The organism is Knoellia locipacati (assembly GCF_044791685.1).
In the GTDB taxonomy this organism is placed as follows: Bacteria; Actinomycetota; Actinomycetes; order Actinomycetales; family Dermatophilaceae; genus Knoellia; species Knoellia locipacati_A.
Genome location: NZ_CP087730.1, coordinates 1,576,914 through 1,595,769 on the forward strand (window position 1 = coordinate 1,576,914; position 18,856 = coordinate 1,595,769).

At 69.9% G+C, this 18,856-nt stretch carries 15 protein-coding genes and 2 tRNA genes; 11 read left to right on the top strand and 6 right to left on the bottom strand.

The features are described 5' to 3' along the window. Positions 1-82 precede the first annotated feature (82 nt). The 8 genes from LL946_RS07355 to LL946_RS07390 all read left to right on the top strand — a co-directional run bounded on the left by LL946_RS07355 (position 83) and on the right by LL946_RS07390 (position 8,027). Positions 83-805 carry a hypothetical protein gene (locus tag LL946_RS07355; protein WP_404386302.1) on the top strand — a complete coding sequence of 241 codons (723 nt, stop codon included), beginning with the start codon at positions 83-85 and terminating at the stop codon, positions 803-805. A gap of 346 nt (positions 806-1,151) precedes the next feature. After that, a complete protein-coding gene (gene gyrB / locus LL946_RS07360) occupies positions 1,152-3,335 on the top strand; it encodes a DNA topoisomerase (ATP-hydrolyzing) subunit B (protein ID WP_404386304.1) in 2,184 nt (727 codons plus the stop codon). Positions 3,336-3,608: 273 nt separating this feature from the next. Then, on the top strand, positions 3,609-6,386 hold the full coding sequence (gyrA, locus tag LL946_RS07365; RefSeq protein ID WP_404386306.1) for a DNA gyrase subunit A: 2,778 nt from the start codon (positions 3,609-3,611) through the stop codon (positions 6,384-6,386). A gap of 68 nt (positions 6,387-6,454) precedes the next feature. After that, positions 6,455-6,916 carry a DUF3566 domain-containing protein gene (locus LL946_RS07370; protein WP_404386308.1) on the top strand — a complete coding sequence of 154 codons (462 nt, stop codon included), beginning with the start codon at positions 6,455-6,457 and terminating at the stop codon, positions 6,914-6,916. Positions 6,917-7,045: 129 nt separating this feature from the next. After that, a tRNA-Ile gene (locus LL946_RS07375) sits at positions 7,046-7,122 on the top strand. 31 nt (positions 7,123-7,153) lie between these two features. Then, positions 7,154-7,294: a DLW-39 family protein gene (locus LL946_RS07380; protein ID WP_404386310.1), complete on the top strand. Its 141-nt coding sequence runs from the start codon at positions 7,154-7,156 to the stop codon at positions 7,292-7,294. Positions 7,295-7,321: 27 nt separating this feature from the next. Beyond that, a tRNA-Ala gene (locus tag LL946_RS07385) sits at positions 7,322-7,397 on the top strand. Positions 7,398-7,481: 84 nt separating this feature from the next. Next, entirely contained in the window at positions 7,482-8,027 is a 546-nt protein-coding gene (locus LL946_RS07390) for a hypothetical protein (RefSeq protein ID WP_404386312.1), read from the top strand. Between the two features lie 112 nt (positions 8,028-8,139). Here the strand turns inward: LL946_RS07390 and LL946_RS07395 are convergent, their stop codons facing one another. The 3 genes from LL946_RS07395 to uvrA form a co-directional block, all read right to left on the bottom strand. Next, complete coding sequence (locus LL946_RS07395; protein WP_404386314.1) at positions 8,140-9,432, bottom strand: RNA polymerase sigma factor; 1,293 nt, start codon at positions 9,430-9,432, stop codon at positions 8,140-8,142. A gap of 32 nt (positions 9,433-9,464) precedes the next feature. Continuing rightward, positions 9,465-9,812, bottom strand: coding sequence for a YciI family protein (locus LL946_RS07400; protein ID WP_404386316.1), 348 nt, complete (start codon positions 9,810-9,812; stop codon positions 9,465-9,467). Positions 9,813-9,983: 171 nt separating this feature from the next. Then, positions 9,984-12,464, bottom strand: a complete 2,481-nt coding sequence (uvrA, locus tag LL946_RS07405) for an excinuclease ABC subunit UvrA (RefSeq protein ID WP_404386318.1) — start codon at positions 12,462-12,464, stop codon at positions 9,984-9,986. Between the two features lie 83 nt (positions 12,465-12,547). Between uvrA and LL946_RS07410 the strand changes: the two genes are divergently transcribed. Next, positions 12,548-13,723, top strand: a complete 1,176-nt coding sequence (locus LL946_RS07410; protein ID WP_404386320.1) for an NAD(P)/FAD-dependent oxidoreductase — start codon at positions 12,548-12,550, stop codon at positions 13,721-13,723. A 128-nt stretch (positions 13,724-13,851) separates the two neighbouring features. Here the strand turns inward: LL946_RS07410 and LL946_RS07415 are convergent, their stop codons facing one another. Beyond that, positions 13,852-15,267 carry an FAD-binding oxidoreductase gene (locus tag LL946_RS07415; RefSeq protein WP_404386322.1) on the bottom strand — a complete coding sequence of 472 codons (1,416 nt, stop codon included), beginning with the start codon at positions 15,265-15,267 and terminating at the stop codon, positions 13,852-13,854. A gap of 108 nt (positions 15,268-15,375) precedes the next feature. Further along, entirely contained in the window at positions 15,376-15,795 is a 420-nt protein-coding gene (locus tag LL946_RS07420) for a Rid family hydrolase (RefSeq protein WP_404386324.1), read from the bottom strand. 138 nt (positions 15,796-15,933) lie between these two features. Between LL946_RS07420 and LL946_RS07425 the strand changes: the two genes are divergently transcribed. Beyond that, the gene (locus LL946_RS07425) at positions 15,934-17,076 is read left to right on the top strand and encodes a helix-turn-helix transcriptional regulator (RefSeq protein ID WP_404386326.1); all 1,143 of its coding nucleotides are present in this window, start codon (positions 15,934-15,936) and stop codon (positions 17,074-17,076) included. Here the strand turns inward: LL946_RS07425 and LL946_RS07430 are convergent. After that, on the bottom strand, positions 17,048-17,890 hold the full coding sequence (locus LL946_RS07430) for a DUF998 domain-containing protein (RefSeq protein WP_404386328.1): 843 nt from the start codon (positions 17,888-17,890) through the stop codon (positions 17,048-17,050). The genes LL946_RS07425 and LL946_RS07430 overlap by 29 nt on opposite strands. A 230-nt stretch (positions 17,891-18,120) precedes the next feature. Here LL946_RS07430 and LL946_RS07435 point away from each other — a divergent pair, with 230 nt between their 5' ends. After that, positions 18,121-18,837: a hypothetical protein gene (locus LL946_RS07435; RefSeq protein ID WP_404386330.1), complete on the top strand. Its 717-nt coding sequence runs from the start codon at positions 18,121-18,123 to the stop codon at positions 18,835-18,837. The last annotated feature ends 19 nt before the right edge of the window (positions 18,838-18,856 follow it).

An 18,856-nucleotide genomic window follows, 5' to 3' on the forward strand; every position in this document is an offset into this window, starting at 1 on the left:
GCCGGCGAGCACTCTGCCGGATCTCGACGGAGCCGAGCGTGGCAGCAAAGTCACACGAGTCACTCCCGTTACAGTGGGCGGCATGACGAACCGGGGCCCCGTCCTGTCCGCACGCCGTGTCACCCGCACGGTGGCTCCGCTCCTGTTGGCCGCGCTCGCGCTCGGCGCGTGCTCGGACGACGAGCCCACCGCGGCGCCGTCGCCCTCGACCAGCGAGAGCGTCGCGAGCGACAGCCCGATTCCCACGCCGACCCCGACGACGGAGACGGCCACCGCGACGCCCACGCCCACCGCGACGCCGACCCCGACGCCCACGCCGACGACGAAGGCGCCGACCCCGACGCCGACGCCCACCCGCACCCCGACCTGCGCCGCGGCCAGGGCTGGCGCGGTCAACACCACTGGCATGTCCGGCGCCGCCGCCACCAAGGCGAAGAAGCTCCACGCCGCAGCCAGGAAGTGTGACGCCAAGACCCTCATCGCCCTCGCTCGCGCGGACGGCACCGGCCTCGTTGGCGACAAGGCGGCGACGTCGGTGTTCACGAGCACCTCGGCGCAGAACTACTCGGCGCTCGCCATCCTGCTCTCGCTGCCCCCGACCGAGTCCTTCGACGGCACGATCCAGCCCAAGGTCTTCTCCGAGCAGTTCGCGCAGAGCGACACTGAGTGGGAGCGGGTCATCGACGCCGGGCTCGTCACCCGGACCCAGGCCGCGCGGATGCGGGCCGACGACGGCGGCTACACCGGCTACCGGGTCGGCATCGCCGAGGATGGCACCTGGACCTTCTTCACCACCGGTCGCTGACGCCCGCTCCCCTCGTTCGGGTCCCAACTTGCCCACGCAGAGCGTGGGACCCACCGCCGGAAGTGGGTTCCTCGCACCTCGCCTGACGGCCGCGGCGACGCGAGGTGAGAGCTTCCCCGGTGGAGTGCCGCGGCCGAGCCCGAAAAACGCCTCCAGACCGCCTCAGAGGGGTGGGGGCCGTATGCCGGGTCGGAAACAGGTGTGAAATGTCGAAGAAACCCGGTTCCCGGGCCTCCAACGGCGTGCGCTGACAGGACTGACAGGTAAACTGGACGGTGAACGTCGCGCCCAGGGCGAATTTCCGCCCCGGGCGCGTGGCATGAGCCAGACCAGCTGAAGGAGCACCGTGCCCAGCACGCCCGAGGACAACAGCATCGAGACTCCGGACACCGCCCCCGACGGGACGCCGCAGCACGCCGAATCCGCAGCGGCGACCGACGCCTCCGACGCGATCAGCGCAACCGACGCCGGCGACGCGGCCACCGGCGCAGTCGACCCGACGCGCGAGGCCCGGACGACCACACCGGGACGGTCCTCGTCCGCGGTCGCCGAGGGCACGGCATACGACGCGTCTGCCATCCAGGTGCTCGAGGGTCTCGAGGCGGTGCGCAAGCGCCCCGGTATGTACATCGGGTCCACGGGTGAGCGCGGCCTGCACCACCTCGTCTGGGAGATCGTCGACAACGCGGTCGACGAGTCGCTGGCCGGCCACGCCGACACCATCGACGTCACGCTGCTCGCCGACGGGGGCGTCCGCGTCACCGACAACGGCCGTGGCATCCCGACGGGCATGAACGACGCCTACGGCATCTCCACCGTCGAGCTCGTCCTCACCCAGCTGCATGCCGGTGGCAAGTTCGGCGGCGGCGGCTACAAGGTCTCCGGTGGCCTGCACGGCGTCGGCTCGTCCGTCGTCAACGCGCTCGCCACCCGGCTCATCGCCGAGGTGCGCCAGCTCGGCCACGTGTGGCGGATGGAGTTCGACCACGGTGAGCGCCTCGCGCCCCTCGAGAAGGTCGGCGAGACCGACGACACCGGCACGACGATCACCTACTGGGCCGACGACCAGATCTTCGAGACCGTCGCCTACGACTACGAGACGATCCGCGCGCGGTTCCAGCAGATGGCCTTCCTCAACAAGGGCCTGACGATCAACCTCACCGACGAGCGCGTGCAGGAGGTCTCCGAGGAGGACGAGGCCGAGGCCGTCGAGGGCAACGAGACCCGCAAGCGCACCGTCTCCTACCGCTACGACAACGGGCTCGTCGACTACGTCACCCACCTCGTGTCGAGCAAGAAGTCCGACCCGGTGCACCCCGACATCATCAGCATCGAGGTCGAGGACACCGACCGCGCGCTGAGCCTCGAGCTCGCGATGCAGTGGACGACGGCCTACAGCGAGTCGGTCCACACCTACGCCAACACGATCAACACGCACGAGGGCGGCACCCACGAAGAGGGCTTCCGCGCCGCGATGACGAAGATGATCAACGACTTCGCGCGCAAGCAGAACCAGCTCAAGGACAGGGACGAGAACCTCACCGGCGACGACGTCCGCGAGGGCCTCACCGCCGTCATCAGCGTCAAGCTGGGCGAGCCGCAGTTCGAGGGCCAGACCAAGACCAAGCTCGGCAACTCCGAGGTCAAGGGCTTCGTCCAGCGCGCCATGACCGACTCGTTCGGCGACTGGCTCGAGCGCCACCCCGCCGAGGGCAAGGAGATCGTCCGCAAGGCGATCCAGGCCGCGACCGCCCGCCTCGCCGCCCGCAAGGCGCGCGAGGCCACCCGCAAGCGCGTCCTCGAGTCCGGCGGCCTCCCCGGCAAGCTGCGCGACTGCCAGGCCAAGGACCCGGCAGTCTCCGAGGTCTTCATCGTCGAGGGCGACTCCGCCGGCGGTTCGGCCGTGCGTGGCCGCAACCCGCACACCCAGGCGATCCTCCCGATCCGCGGCAAGATCCTCAACGTCGAGCGCGCCCGCCTCGACAAGGCCCTGGCCAACCAGGAGGTCCAGGCGCTCATCTCGGCGTTCGGCACGGGCATCGGCGAGGACTTCACGATCGAGAAGGCCCGCTACCACAAGATCGTCATCATGGCCGATGCCGACGTCGACGGCATGCACATCCGGACGCTGCTGCTCACGCTGCTCTTCCGGTTCATGAAGCCGCTCATCGAGGCCGGCTACGTCTACCTCGCGCAGCCGCCGCTCTACCGCATCAAGTGGAGCAACGCCCCGCACGAGTTCGCGTTCACCGACCGTGAGCGTGACGCGCTCGTGGCCGAGGGACAGAGCAAGGGCCGACGCATGCCCAAGGACAACGGGATCCAGCGCTACAAGGGTCTCGGCGAGATGGACTACCAAGAGCTGTGGGAGACCACGATGGACCCCGACAACCGGGTCCTGCTCCAGGTCACGCTCGACGACGCCGCTGCTGCCGATGAGATCTTCTCGGTGCTCATGGGCGAGGACGTCGAGTCGCGGAGGTCGTTCATCCAACGCAACGCTCGCGACGTGCGCTTTCTCGACATCTGATGCGTATGCCGGTCAGCTGGGTCTCGCGAGTCGCGGAGGGGTACGCCGTTCGGCGCAGTCCCATCCGCGCTGCGCGCGCAGAGCGCACTCCGCGCTCCCGCCAGACCCAGCCAGCGGCGCACGGCACACCTGCTCGCTCGCAGTGGCGCGCACCCGGCGCTTGCGTCGCCCTGCGGAGCGCTCGCTGCTCGACTCCCGGGCCACAACTGGTCCGGCACGACTGAACGATTTCCCCCGGCATCTGCCGAAATGTATTGAGAGACAAGGGAACTGATGGCTGACGACATCGATGGCACGGAGAACGAGCTGGACACCGAGGACACCGGTGAGCTCGGATCGGTGATGCATGACCGCTCGCCCGGTGAGACGGACCGGGTGGAGGCGGTGGATCTCAACACGGAGATGCAGCGCAGCTACATCGAGTACGCGATGTCGGTCATCGTCAGTCGCGCCCTGCCTGATGTGCGGGACGGCATGAAGCCGGTGCACCGCCGCGTCATCTATGCGATGTACGACGGTGGCTACCGGCCCGACCGCGGCTTCAACAAGTGCAGCCGCGTCGTCGGTGACGTCATGGGTCAGTACCACCCGCACGGTGACGGCGCGATCTATGACGCCCTCGTCCGGTTGGTCCAGGACTGGTCGCTGCGCTACCCGCTGGTGCAGGGGCAGGGCAACTTCGGCAGCCCCGGTGACGACCCGGCTGCTGCCCCGCGGTACACCGAGTGCCGGATGGCGCCGCTGTCCATGGAGCTCGTGCGCGACATCGACAAGCGGACCGTCGACTTCGCCCCCAACTACGACGGCAAGACGCTCGAGCCGACCGTGCTGCCGGCGCGCTTCCCCAACCTGCTCGTCAACGGCTCGTCCGGCATCGCCGTCGGCATGGCCACGCAGATCCCGCCGCACAACCTGCGCGAGGTCGCGGCCGCCGCCCAGTGGGTGCTCGAGAACCCGAAGGCGTCGCGCGAGGAGGCCCTCGAGGCCGTCATGTCGCGGATCTCCGGGCCGGACTTCCCCACCGGCGCGCTCATCATGGGCCGCAAGGGCATCGAGGACGCCTACCGCACGGGCCGTGGCTCGGTCATCATGCGGGCGGTCGTCGAGGTCGAGGAGATCCAGAACCGGCAGTGCCTCGTCATCACCGAGCTGCCCTACCAGGTCAACCCCGACAGCCTCGCGCAGAAGATCGCCGAGCACGTCAAGGAAGGCCGCCTCCACGGCATCGCCGACATCCGCGACGAGACGTCCGGCCGCACCGGCCAGCGGCTCGTCATCGTGCTGCGGCGCGACGCGGTCGCCAAGGTCGTGCTCAACAACCTCTACAAGCACACGCAGCTGCAGACGAACTTCGGCGCCAACATGCTCGCGCTCGTCGACGGGGTGCCCCGCACGCTGCCGATCGACGCCTTCATCCGGCACTGGGTCGACCACCAGATCGACGTCATCCAGAGGCGGACGGCATACCTCCTCAAGGAGGCCGAGGACCGGATCCACATCCTGCGCGGCCTGCTCAAGGCGCTCGACCTCCTCGACGAGGTCATCGCGCTCATCCGTCGCTCGCCGACGGCCGAGGCCGCCCGCGACGGGCTCATCGAGCTCCTCGAGATCGACGAGATCCAGGCCCGCGCGATCCTCGAACTCCAGCTGCGTCGCCTCGCGGCGCTGGAGCGCCAGAAGATCATCGACGAGCACGACGCGATCCAGCGTGAGATCGAGGACTACCAGGACATCCTCGCCAAGCCCGAGCGCCAGCGGACCATCGTGTCCGAGGAGCTCGCCGGGATCGTGGACAAGTACGGCGACGAGCGCCGCACCGCCATCCACGGCTTCGACGGCGACATGTCGATGGAGGACCTCATCCCCGAGGAGGACGTCGTCGTGACGATCACCCGGGGTGGCTACGCCAAGCGGACCAAGGTCGACGCCTACCGCTCGCAGAAGCGCGGCGGCAAGGGCGTCAAGGGAGCGCAGCTGCGCGGCGAGGACGTCGTGGCGCACTTCTTCACGACGACGTCGCACCACTGGCTGCTCTTCTTCACCAACCTCGGCCGGGTCTACCGCGCCAAGGCCTACGAGCTGCCGGACGCGAGCCGTGACGCCAAGGGCCAGCACGTCGCCAACATCATGGCGTTCCAGCCCGACGAGCACATCGCCCAGGTGCTGGCGCTGCGCAACTACGAGCAGTCGCCCTACCTCGTCCTCGCGACGCGCAACGGCCTGGTCAAGAAGACCCGCCTGGCCGAGTACGACTCCCCGCGCTCCGGCGGCCTCATCGCCGTCAACCTGCGCGACGGTGACGAGCTCGTGGGCGCCGGGCTGACGTCGTCCGCGGACGACCTGCTGCTCGTCTCCAAGAAGGGCCAGTCGGCGCGCTTCCACGCCGACGACGCGACGCTGCGCCCCATGGGTCGCTCGACGTCCGGCGTCACCGGCATGAAGTTCCGCAACGACGACTCGCTGCTGTCGATGTCGGTGGTCGAGGACGGCACCGACCCCGACGTCTTCGTCGTCTTCGAGTCGGGCCTGGCCAAGCGCTCCAAGGCGTCGCAGTGGACCGTCAAGGGCCGCGCGATCCTCGGTGTCGCCGTCGCCAAGCAGACCGAGAAGGGCGGCGACCTCGTCGGCGCCCTCACCGTCGACGAGGACGACGAGGTCATGGTCGTCTTCGAGCGCGGCAACATCGTCCGCTCCCGCGTCGACGAGGTCCGCCTCACCGGCCGCAACACCGCCGGCGTCTGGTTCGCCAAACCCGGCAAGAACGATGCCATCGTCGGTGTCGCCCGCAACGCCGAGAAGGTCGTCGAGGAGGAGGTCGCCGAGGCCGACGCCGAGGGTGTCTCCCCGGTCGACGGCGAGCCGCTCAGCGCGGAGGAGGCCGAGGCGGTTCTGGCTACCGCCGGAAGCTCCGACGAGGGCTCGGGTGACGTCGCCGGCGACACGTCGGCACCCACCCCTGCGGAGGATGACCACGCGGTGACCGATGGCGTACCGTCGTCGGACAAGGACGACGCTGACGCAGAGGCAGCGGACGAGGGAGGCGACGAGTGAGCACGGCAGACCAGGCAGGTACCTCGATGCGATCGGTGTCGGGTTCCTCTCCTGAGCCCACGCGCTCGATGAGCCGCCCCTCCGACAATGCGGCCTCGGCTGGGCGTCCGGTCGGGCAGGCCCAGACGGGCTCGGCCTCGTCGTCCGCGCAGGGCGGGCGGGCAACGGGACGTCGCGTCCGCCTCACCGTCTCGCGGGTCGACCCGTGGTCGGCGATGAAGATGTCGTTCCTGCTGTCGGTCGCCCTCGGCATCGCCGGTGTCGTCATGGTCGCCGTGCTGTGGACGATCCTCGCCGGCATGGGCGTCTTCGAGTCGGTCAACGGCCTCGTCGGCCAGATCATCCAGGACGGCGAGAACACCTTCGACATCATGGACTTCCTCGGCTTCGGCCGGGTGGTGTCCTTGGCCATCGTCGTCGGCGTCATCGACGTCATCCTCATGACGGCGCTCGCGACCCTCGCTGCCTTCCTCTACAACGTGTCGAGCAGCCTCGTCGGCGGCCTCCAGCTCACCCTCACCGACGACTGACCGAACCGCCCACATCCGGTATGCCGGCCGCTCTCGTGAGCGGCCGGCATACCGTTTTGGTGGGGGGCCGGAGGGTGAGGTAACCTCGTCTCTCGCGCCGCCGTGTGGTGGCGCCGCCGGATCGGCGACGGGCCTATAGCTCAGACGGTTAGAGCGCTTCCCTGATAAGGAAGAGGCCAGAGGTTCAAGTCCTCTTAGGCCCACCATTCGATCCCCAACCCGCCAGGTGGTGCACTCGTGAAGAAACTCCTCTTCGTCGTCCTGACCGCGCTGACGGCGGGCGTGGTCAAGAAGAAGCTCGACGCACAGGGCGCCGACCAGCGCCTGTGGGCCGAGGCCACCGACTCGGGTTCGGGTTCGGTCACCACCCAGAAGTGAACACCCGGCGGTGCACGTCACCGCCCAGGGGCCATGGCGCAATTGGTAGCGCACCTGCTTTGCAAGCAGGGGGTTAGGGGTTCGAGTCCCCTTGGCTCCACCACCTCACGATTCCCGGCCCGGCATCAGTTCGGTTGGACGCGGGTCGGCCCTAGCTTCGGTGGCTGTCAACTGACAAGCTCCCGAGGTGGCCATCGAGTACCAACGACTGCAGCGGTCCCGTCTCGAGGACCATCTGCATTCCGTCATGGCGGTCGATCGATTGGCGGAGCGCTTGAGGATCGCCCTCGAGGAGCACGCGCTGGCGATAGACATCGCGCATGTTCATGGCGCCAGCAGTGCAGCTGTCCAGCGGATCGTCTCCACCATCCTCAAGGACGAACTCGGCTTCGACGAGGAGGTCCTCTTGACCGCTGAGGACGGAATCGTCTCGAAACCACGCCCCGACTTCTACTTCTCGCTGGGTCCGTCCGAGGGTGTGATCGCAGAGGTCGAGCGCGGTGGCACCGTGACGAACAACCACGACCTGAAGGACATCTGGAAGGCTCACATCGCTCCGGATGTCCAGCATCTCTTCCTCATAGTCCCGAACTCGAACTGGCGTGAAGACGGTCGTTCGCGCGAGCGTCCATTCGTCCGTGTCGCTCATCGGATGAGTGCCTTCTTCGGAGATGCTCGGCGCGAGATCGACGTCCTCACGTGCCACGTGTTCGGCTATGGCCGACCAGGTTGAGGCCTCCCGGCCCTGCTTCCTGTCACGGGGTTCGCCGTCGCGTGACGGGCGAGGACGCTGTGAAGCGACGCCCGCATCCGACACGGCATACGGGCAAGCCCGCAGGGCAGAGTCAGTGCGACGTCGGCCGGTGCCCCAGGTTCTCAATAACGCGGCGTTGCAGGACAGCCCGCTCGCCCTCGTTGTTCGTGAGTCCGGCCGCCTCGGTGAAGGCCTCGGCGGCCTGCGCGTGCAGACCGGCACGCTCCAACAGGTCGCCGCGCACGCTGGGCAGGAGTGGGGAGTCGCGCAGTGCGCCTGCGTCGAGCCCTGCCAACACCGCGAGCCCAGCATCCGGGCCGAACGCCCGCCCGTGGGCCACCGCCCGGTTGACCTCGACGACAGCTCCCGGTGCAGCCGAGGCCAACACGTCGTACAGCGCCGCGATCCGGTGCCAGTTCGTGTCCTCCGCCTGCCCCGCCCGAGCATGCTCTGCAGCGATGCACGCCTGCAGGAAGTACTTCCCGACCGGATCGCCACTCGCGGCCAGCTGCTCGGCCCGCCCCAACACGGCCAGCCCACGTCGGACCAGCAGTGCGTCCCACCGCGACCGGTCCTGCGCCTCCAGCAGCACCGGCTTCCCGTTCGAGTCAAGCCGTGCAGCCATCCGAGACGCCTGGATCTCGAGCAGCGCCTGGAGCCCGAGCACCTCGACGTCGTCGGGAGCGAACGCGACGAGCATCCGCGCGAGCCGCATCGCCTCGTTCGCCAGGTCGACCCGCATCCAGTCCTCACCCGCGGTGGCGGAGTAGCCCTCGTTGAAGATCAGGTAGATCACGGCCATGACGTCCCCGAGGCGAGCGGTCCGCTCCGACCCGCTCGGCAGCTCGAACTCGGCGCGCGTCGTCACGAGCGTCTTCTTTGCGCGCGAGATGCGCTGACCCATGGACGACTCGCTGACGAGGAACCCGCGGGCGATCTCCGCAGTGGTGAGCCCACCGACCAGCCGCAGCGTCAGTGCGGCGCGCGACTCCGGCGTCAGCGCCGGGTGGCAGGACAGAAAGATCAGGCGGAGGACGTCGTCCTCGATGTGGTCGACCTGGCCGTCGAGGTCGGGCATCGCCGCCTCCTCTCCAGCATGGGCACGCTCGAGCTCGGCCGTCTTGTGGCGCAGGGTGTCGGCGCGACGGAAGTGGTCGACACCGCGGCGCTTCGCGACCGCCATGAGCCAAGCACCCGTGTTCTCGGGCACCCCGGTGGTCGGCCACTGCTCCAGCGCGGCGACGAGGGCGTCCTGCGCGAGGTCCTCGGCCAGGTCGAGGTCGCGCGTCATCCGCGTGAGAGCCCCGACGAGGCGGGCCGACTCGGCCCGCCACGTCGTGACGATGACGTCGTTCAGGTTCTCAGAACTGGGCTCCGCCGGCACGAGGCCAGCGTAGGCAGTCCCACCAGTCCCGGTCAGTCGCCGGGTGCGTCCGGGCCCTCGGAGATCTGCCGGAGGGTCGCGACGACCGTGACCTCGGGCCAGTGCTCGGCGTGCAGCTCGGCGAACTTCTGCTGGTCGGCCACGGCGTCCTCGAGGCTGTCGTACTGCAGGAGCGACCATCCGCCGACGACCTCCTTGGCCTCGGCGTACGGACCGTCGACCCGGCTCACCTCACCCTTGCGGACGACGAAGTTCACCGCGTCCTCGGTGCCGTAGAGCCCGCCGCCGTCGAGGAACACCCCTGATGCGGCACGCTCGCCGATGTAGGTGTCCATCGCCTCGAACAGCGACTGGGGCGGCATGCCGATGCCCTCTTCCATCCTCACGAATCCCATGAAACGCGGCATTGGAGTTCCTCCTGCTTGCTTGACGGTGTGGTGCTTCGTGCACGTACGTCGAACGACTCCCAGTGTCTTCGACATCGGGTTCCGACGTTCTTCTCGCCGCTCCTACGGGTAGCACCCGACGGGGTAGGGCCCCTGAGGGTGTTCTCAGCGCCGTATGTCGAGCGCGGCCAGCCGTGCGGCCAGGTACGGCGCTGTCACCGAGTCCTTGGACCGGGCGACGTCTCTCGGTGTGCCCGTCGCCACGACCCGCCCGCCGTGGTCGCCTCCACCGGGACCCAGGTCGAGCACCCAGTCCGCACCGACGATCGTGTCGAGGTCGTGCTCGACCAGCACCACGGTGTTTCCGGCGTCCACCAACCGGTGCAGCTGGTCCAGCAACAAGGCGATGTCGGCCGGGTGGAGGCCGGCCGTGGGCTCATCGAGCAGGTAGAGCGCGTGCCCACGGCGGGCTCGCTGCAGCTCGGTCGCGAGCTTGATGCGCTGCGCCTCCCCACCGCTGAGCTCGGGAGCCGGCTGCCCCAACCGCAGATAGCCCAGGCCCACCTCGCGCAGCGTCGCCAGGCTGCGGGCGGCAGCAGGAACGTCGGCGAGGAACTCCGCAGCCTCGTCCACCGACAGCGCCAGCACCTCGGCGACGTTCTTGCCGCGGTGCTCGATCTCGAGAGTCTCCGCGTTGTAGCGCGCACCGTGACACGTCGGGCACGGTGCGTAGGTGCCGGGCAGGAAGAGCAGCTCGACGGAGACGAAACCCTCGCCTTGGCAGGTTTCACAGCGGCCCTGGGCCACGTTGAAGGAGAAGCGACCGGCTCCATAGCCGCGCCGACGCGCCTCGGGTGTCGCGGCATACACCTTGCGGACCGCGTCGAAGAGCCCGGTGTAGGTGGCGAGGTTGGACCGTGGGGTGCGTCCGATCGGACGTTGGTCGACCCGCACGAGCCGGTCGAACGCCTCGAGGCCGGTGGCGTCGTCGACGTCGATCTCGAGCTCGTCGTCGTCCACGTCGTCGACGGCCTGCCCCAGGTGGCGACGGACGAGCTCTGAGAGAACCTGGGAGACGAGGGTCGACTTGCCCGAGCCCGACACGCCGGTGACTGCCGTCATGACATCCAGCGGTATGTCCACCGAGAGGTCCACGAGGTTGTGCCGGCTCACCCCGTGCAGGTGCAGCCACCCGTGCGGGGTGCGCTGCTGCCTCTCCGCAGGCACCGCCCGGCCGAAGAGGTGCTCCCCGGTGATCGACTCCGTCACCGTCTCCAGACCGGCGACCGGTCCGGAGTAGAGCACCTCACCACCCAGCTCCCCCGCGCCGGGACCGATGTCGACGACCCAGTCGGCCCGGCGCACGAAGTCCATGTCGTGCTCGACGACGAAGAGCGAGTTGCCGGAAGCCTTGAGGGAGTCCAGCACGTTGAGCAGCGGCTCGGCGTCCGCAGGGTGCAACCCGGCCGACGGCTCATCGAGCACGTAGACCACCCCGAACAGGCCCGAGCGCAGCTGTGTGGCGATGCGCAGACGCTGCGCCTCCCCGGGGGAGAGCGTCGTCGAGCTGCGCCCGAGCGACAGGTAGCCCAACCCGAGGTCGAGCAGCACCTGCACCCGGGCCACGAGGTCGGCGCAGATCCGCACCGCCACCTCGGTGGCCTCCCCCGAGTCGGCCGAAGCTGTGGCTGCTCCAGCGTCCGCGAGCTCGGCGACCGGGCGCAGCAGTGCCGTGAGCTCGACGAACGAGAGCGCGTTCAGCTGCGCGATGTTGAGGCCTGCGAACGTCACGGCGAGTGAGTCGGCCTTCAGTCCGCTGCCGCCGCAGGCCGAGCACCGCATGCTTCGGACGAAGCGCATCGCCTTGTCGCGCATCATCTGGCTCTTCGACGTGGCGAGGACATGGTTGACGTGCGCGCGGGCGCTCCAGAACAGTCCGTGGTAACCGTGGTCGATGCGGTCGCGCTCCGGCTTGATGAGCACCTTGGGCTGCTCGTCGGTGAACAACAGCCACTGACGGTCCTTGGCCTTGAGCTTGCGCCATGGAGTGTCGACGTCGATCCCGAGCCCGGAGACGATGCTGCGCAGATTCGCGCCCTGCCAGGCACCGGGCCACGCAGCGATGGCTCCCTCGCGGATGCTCAGCGAGGTGTCGGGCACCATCAGCTCCTCACTGACGTCGTGCTCCTCACCCAGGCCGTGACAGCGCGGACAGGCACCGGCCACGGTGTTGGGTGAGAAGGCCTCCGCCTCCAGCCGCGACGCCCCCTGTGGGTAGGTGCCGGCCCGCGAGTAGAGCATTCGCATGAGGTTCGACAGCGTCGTCAGGGTGCCAACACTCGAGCGCGAGCTCGGTGCACCGCGTCGCTGCTGCAGTGCCACGGCGGGCGGCAGTCCCGTGATCTCCTGGACGTGGGGCGCTCCCACCTGCTGGAGCAGCCGGCGGGCATAGGGCGCCACCGACTCGAAGTAGCGGCGCTGTGCCTCGGCATAGAGCGTGCCGAACGCCAACGAGGACTTCCCCGAGCCCGACATCCCGGTGAAGGCGACGATCGCGTCGCGTGGCAGGTCGACGTCGACGTTCTTGAGGTTGTTCTCGCTGGCTCTGCGGACACGGACGAACTGGTCAGTCGGATCATGGGGCACCGACCATGTCTATCCGCTCCCGGTGGCCGAAGCACCATCCGAGTTACGGTCGAAGCCCACAGCCCAACCTTCCAGAGGACGACATGGACCATCACGAGGTGCTGATCGTCGGCGGCGGCAACGCGGGCATCTCACTGGCCGCCAAGCTGCTTCGCGACGGCGCGAAGGACGTCGCGATCGTCGAGTCGGAGTCGGTACACCGCTACCGCCCGATGCTCAACTACGTCGGGGGCGGCGAGGCCACGATGGAGGATCTGGAGCGACCTGCCGCCGCGGTGATGCCGAAGGACGCCACATGGATCCGGGGCAGAGTCGTCTCCTGCGACCCCACCGGGCCGAGCGTCACCACGCGCGATGGCCGCACGATCACGTGCACCACGCTCGTCATCGCCACCGGCTTGGAGGAGGACTGGGGAGACACCCCCGGACTCGAGGAGGCGTATGCCGCGGGGTGGGCCGGGTCGACCTTCCTCGTCCAGACTGCCCCGAAGGTGTGGCCAGCCGTGCGGGACCTCACGAACGGGCGGGTCGTGTTCTCCATGCCGCCGGAGCCGGCGCCCTGCGCGGCGACCGCGCTCAAGCCGCTGTTCATGGCGTGCGACCACTGGCAGCGGGCGGGCGTGCTTCAGAACCTCGACATTCACCTCGCCCTGCCCGGCCCCACATCGATCGGTGTGCCCAAGGCGGACTCGATCCTCGAGGATGCGCTCACGGCATACGGCGTGCAGGTCCTGCGCAACGCGCGCGTCACCTCGGTGAGCGAGCGCCAGGTGACAGTGAGGACCGACGAGAGAGACGTGGTGCTCGACGAGATCGCCTACGCCCACGTCATCCCGAGCTACCGCGCTCCTCGCTGGGTCGCCGAGAGCGACCTGGCCGGGACGAGTGAAGCCGGCCTCGTCGACGTCGACCCACTCACCCTGCGCCACCGGCGGCATGACGGTGTGTGGTCGCTCGGTGACGTCGCCGACCTCGGGATCAAGCCCTCGGGTGGTGCCCTGCGCAAGCAGGTCGCCGTGCTCTCACCGAACATCCTCGCGAGCGGCGGCGGTGAGCTCCAGCACTACGACGGCTACACCGTCATGCCGATCACGGTCGCACGCCACCAGCTCATGCTCGTCGAGATCGACCGCGAGGGCCGGCCAGCGCCCTCGGTCCCCGTGCTCGACCCGGTCCGGCCGCGACGGCTGACCTGGGCGATCGACCGGTACGCGCTGCCGGTGGTCTACTTCAGGCGCATCCTGCGCGGCCGCGTCTGACCCGACTGCGGAGCCGAGCCGGCCCGCGCCACCCGACGCCCCCCGGCACCGCGTCCAGACCCGACGATGTCCCGGGTGCCCCCTGCAGGCACCCGGGACATCGCGGCCGTGTCACCTCGGCAGGCGGCTCACGCCTTCCCGCGAGGACGTCCCGGCACAGGGTGGTTGGCGGCGAACAGCCCGTCGGGGTCGACCGCGGCCCGGATCGTGCGCAGCCGCTCCCAGTCGCCCTTGCCGTATGCCGTGCTGGTGTCGGTCCGCTCCTCGGTGAAGTTGAGCACCGAGGTCCCGGTGGCCCACGGCGCCAGCGCCGCCACGAGCGCGCGAGCATCGGCCTTGCCCTGCTGCGCCATCTCCGGGGTCGCCGCGATCGCGACGAAGAACCCGGCATACGCGCCCTCCAGGCGAGACAACGCACCGGCGTCGGCGGACGAGCGACCCAGCGCACCACCCAGGTGGCGGAGCTCGGCGGCGAGCAGCGAGGTCGTCGTGCCCGGACCGACCTGGGCCAGGAACGCCTCGATCGCGGCGTCGGGCAGCTCGTCGAGCACCGTCGCCGCAGCAACCGCGGGGGTCGGGCCCTCGGGGTCCATGTGCAGCCGGGTGAGCGACGCCGACGGGACCCGAGCGAACGTGTCCATCTCGGGCTCGAGGGCGCGAAGCGGAGCCAACACAGCCTCCGCCACGGCGTCATCCGCGAGCACCGCCCCGTCGATGACCACGAGCTGGCGACCGCTGAGGAACGGCGGCAGCTCGGGCAGCGGCGGGAAGCTCAGCACCCGCATCGACGTCGTCACCGAGTCAGGCGCGGTGCGGGACCACTCGGCCCAGGCCCGGACCACCTCAGGAGCGCGCTCGCGGTCCCAGAGGAGCATGCCGGCATACACGTCCGGGATCGGGTAGAGACGGAACTCGATGGCCGTGACGACACCGAAGTTGCCGCCGCCGCCGCGCAGCGCCCAGAACAGGTGGGGGTGGTTGCGCTCGTCGGCCCGGACCAGCGCACCGTCGGCGGTGACGACCTCGACCGCGGTGACGCTGTTGGTGGCGAGGCCGAGCTGGCGGGCGTACCAGCTGAGTCCGCCGCCGAGCGAGTAGCCGACGACGGCGACGTCGGGCGAGGAGCCGTGCAGCGCTGCGAGTCCGTGCGGTGCCGCGGCCTCGACGACGTCCTGCCAGAGGGCGCCGCCCTCGGCGCGGGCGATTCGCCTGGAGGCGTCGACGTGCACCGCCGCCATCTCGTTGGTGCGCAGGAGCACGACGTCGTCGAGGCGCTGGTCGGCCAGCGCGCCGGCGTTGTGCCCCGTGCCCTGCGGGGCGACGCGGAGTCCGGCGGCCGCCGCGGCTTGCACGACGTCGACGACGTCCTGCGCGTGGCGCGGGAAGGCCACGGCGGCGGGCCGCTGGTCGACGGCGACGTTCCACGGCATACGGGCTGCGTCGTAGCCGGGATCGCCGGCCAGGTGGACGGCTCCGCCGCACAGGTCGCGGAGCGACTCGGCGGGGGACGACGGGCGGGGGTCGAGGGTGGTCTCGACGGTCATGGTGGTGTCCTTCTCTGGTGGGGCACACGGGTCCCCGGGTGCGGGGCCGTGACGGAGGGGGGTGGGTGGTGGTGATGGCACCGGGACTGAGGAGGGCGTGGACCCGTCTCAGATACGTCCCGAGCGATCGGGTTGGCCCGGTGTGCCGAGGGCGAGGCCGTCGAGGTCGACGAGCGCTCCCTCGACCGGCAGGGCCGCAACGCCGATGACGCTGAGTGCCGGCGTTGCGCCGACCTCGGTGAGGCGGTCGGTGAGGGTGTCGATCACGGCGAGCACCGCCGGCAGGTCGGTCGCACTGACCCGGAGCTGGGCCAGGTCGGCGGGTGACAGCCCGGCTGCTGTCACGCTCGCCTCGATCCCGGCGAGGGCCAGGGCCAGCTGGGCTGCCGGGTCCTCGGCGTGCACGAGGCGGCCCTGGTCGTCGAACGGTCCGTGGGAGCCCAGCGGCAGGATCGCCACCGGGTTCTCGTGGAGGGTGGCCGTCGTGGAGAGGGTGACCGTTCCGGGTTTGGTGTCGGTGCTCGTCATGGGACCAAGGCTCGATCCGAGCCCGTATGCCGCACCATCCCTCGCGACCGGGGACCTCGCGCCCCACTGTGGTGGGCCATCAAAGACCCCACTTTTGTGGGATGGCGCGCCGTCGACAGCGGCCGCCACACTCCGAGGATGGCCAACGGACTGACCGCCGAGCGGGTGCGCAGGGACGTGGAAGTCGTCGCCCGCGCCGGCCTCGACATCGACACCTTCCTCACGGAGGCGGTCGAGTCGCTGCAGCGCGCCGTACCCCACGTCGCCGCCTGCCTGGCCACGGTCGACCCGAGCACCGAGCTGCTCACGAGCACCCGCAAGTTCGGTGACCTGCAGGGCAAGGACGACCACGACCACGAGTGGGGCTTCATCGAGTACGGCACCGTCGAGCCGACTGGCTTCCTCGAGATGTCCCGCACTGGGATGACCGCCGCCGGCGTCCACGCGACCCACGGCGACACCGAGCGCTCCCTGCGGATGAGCTCGTTCATGAAGCCGCACTTCGGCTACGGCGACGAGCTGCGCGTGCTGTTCCGCGACAACGGCCAGGTGTGGGGTGGTGCCGCGCTCTTCCGTGAGCCGGAGAGCCGGCCGTTCGAGGCCGACGAGGTCGCGTTCGCCGGGTCGCTGTCGGCGATCTTCGCCGCGGGCGTCCGCACGGGGCTGCTGGCCCGGATCGCGACGACCGCGCCGGCACCCTCGACCGGGCCGACCGTGCTCATCGTCGGTGCGGATGACCAGATCCGGCAGATGAGCATGGGCGCCGAGGAGCGGCTGCGCCAGCTCGAGAGCCCCACACACAACGTCCGCTGGACCGGCATCATCAGCTCCCTCGTCGCCGCCGCCCGGCGCTACGCCCGCGGGGCGACAACCGTGCCGCCGCGCAGCCGGGTCCGCGCCCAGAGCGGCATGTGGCTCGTGCTCCACGCGACCCCGTTGCTCGGCCCGGACGGCGTGAGCGGGGACGTCGTGGTCACCGTCGAGGAGGCGCGTCCACCCGAGATCGTGCCGCTTGTCGTCGCCGCCTTCGACCTCACCCAGCGCGAGCGCGACGTCACGCAGCTCGTCCTCCAGGGCGTCGACACCAAGGAGATCGCGGCGACGATGCACGTGTCGGCCTACACCGTGCAGGACCACCTCAAGTCGGTGTTCGACAAGGCCGACGTCCGCAGCCGTCGCGAGCTCATCGCCCGGATCTACTTCGACCAGTACGTCCCGCGGATGGGTGCCGAGCTCGGCCCGTCCGGCTGGTTCACCTCGACGGCACCCGCGTCCGGCTGACGCTCACCCTGCGGGCCGCACGTGACCGTGCCGCGCGCCGTCCTGTCAGCCGCGGTCCTGACGGTCGCGGCCGTGCCGAGTGCGACCGTGCCGAGACCTCGGCTGCAGCGACCTCGTCCCGAGCGCGGTCGCGCCGGAGGAGGACCACCGCGACGACGACCATCCACAGCAGCCACGCCCCCATCCCGACCCGCTCGAGCAGGCCCATCCAGGGCGTCGGGTCGCCGGCCTCGATCCGCTCGACCTGCGCGCTGAGGCTGCCGAACACGAGGGCGGTCGCGAGCGTGAGCGCCGAGTAGACCCGGAACCGCCAGCCGAAGCCGAACGCGAGGACCGCGACGTACGCCGCGACGAAGAGCCCGGTCGCCGCGGCCAGCACGAGGTGCATCGTGTCGGCCGAGGTGGAGCCACCGGCCGCGATGACCTCACGCCGCGACATGGGGGCGACGATCCAGAGCAGGCTCGTGACCCCGTGCGCGACCATCAGGGCGCCCGCGATCCTGACCGAGCGTCGGCCGTCGGCGGCCCGCCAGATGCCGACGCCGAACCCCACCTGCAGCAGGACGAAGACGGGCGCGAGGACCATGAGGAAGGTCCGCGTCGGGGCACCGGTGGCGGACAGCTCGCTCACGGCCTGCGACATCCGGTCGTACCCCTCGTAGGCCGTCGCCGCGATCGCGTCGTTGGCGACCGGGTAGAGCACGGCATACAGGAGTCCGCACGCCAGCAGGGCCCGGCCCAGGTCGAACCGCGTGCCGCGTTGCCGAGGGCCGTGCCCGAGGTGGTGGATGGCGGGTCGCGTGCTGGTCGACATGGCGTCCTCCTCCGGTGGTGACCGGAACCCTTCTGTGACCACCCTTCTCCCGTATGCCGTGCCTCGGCAGGGACCTATGTCACCCGACGCGTGGCTCGGGAAAAGGCGGACTCCGTCCTTGACACCCCATTCGGGCAGGACTAGGACGGAGACGACGCCTCGTCGAGGCCTCGGCGGGCGAGTGCAGGACGGGTCGGCGGCTGAAGCCTCGCTGCCGAGAGGAGCACGCCATGTCCCTTCGCAGAGTCATCTCCCTGATCGTCATCGGCCTCCTTCTGGGGCTGGCCGCACCGCAGGCGGCGCAGGCAGGTCGGCCCGGAGCGGGCGGGTCCGGTGGCCAGAGCGGCATCAGCTGCAGCCTGCCCAGGTCCGACGCCGAGGCGCTGGTCATCCTCAACAACTACTACCCGGGCTACTGGTGGGACCACACCGACCTCACGATCGCGGTCCAGGCGCACCCCAGCGCCACCGACGAGCAGCTCGCGGCGATCCAGGATGCGATCGCCACGTGGAGCAGCGTGCTGGAGGAGTGCTTCGACGGGCTCATCACCCTCACCGACGTCACCGGGTCCAAGCGCCAGACGGCCGACATCGTCGTCCACTACGTGCCGACCGCCGGTGGTGTGGTGTTCGGGGGCTACGCGCTCTGCGGCGACCACGGCTGCCCGAACATCATCGTCCGGTCCGACCTGCCGCCGAGCCTCGACCGCGACCCCTACGACCCGGAGTACCTCGGCTGGGTGACCTTGCACGAGGTCGGCCACGCGTTGGGTCTGGGGCACGCGACCAACCTCCTGGAGAGCACCGACCTCATGGGCTACGGGTGGCCGGACCTCGGCGACCCGGTGCTGTCGCAGTGCGACATCGAGGCACTCGCCTTCGTCTTCGCCTGGGCGCCGGAGAGCGCCGAGCCGTACGAGCCCGCCGAGGGTCCCTTCGTCTGCTGACCACCGCTGACCAGGGCCC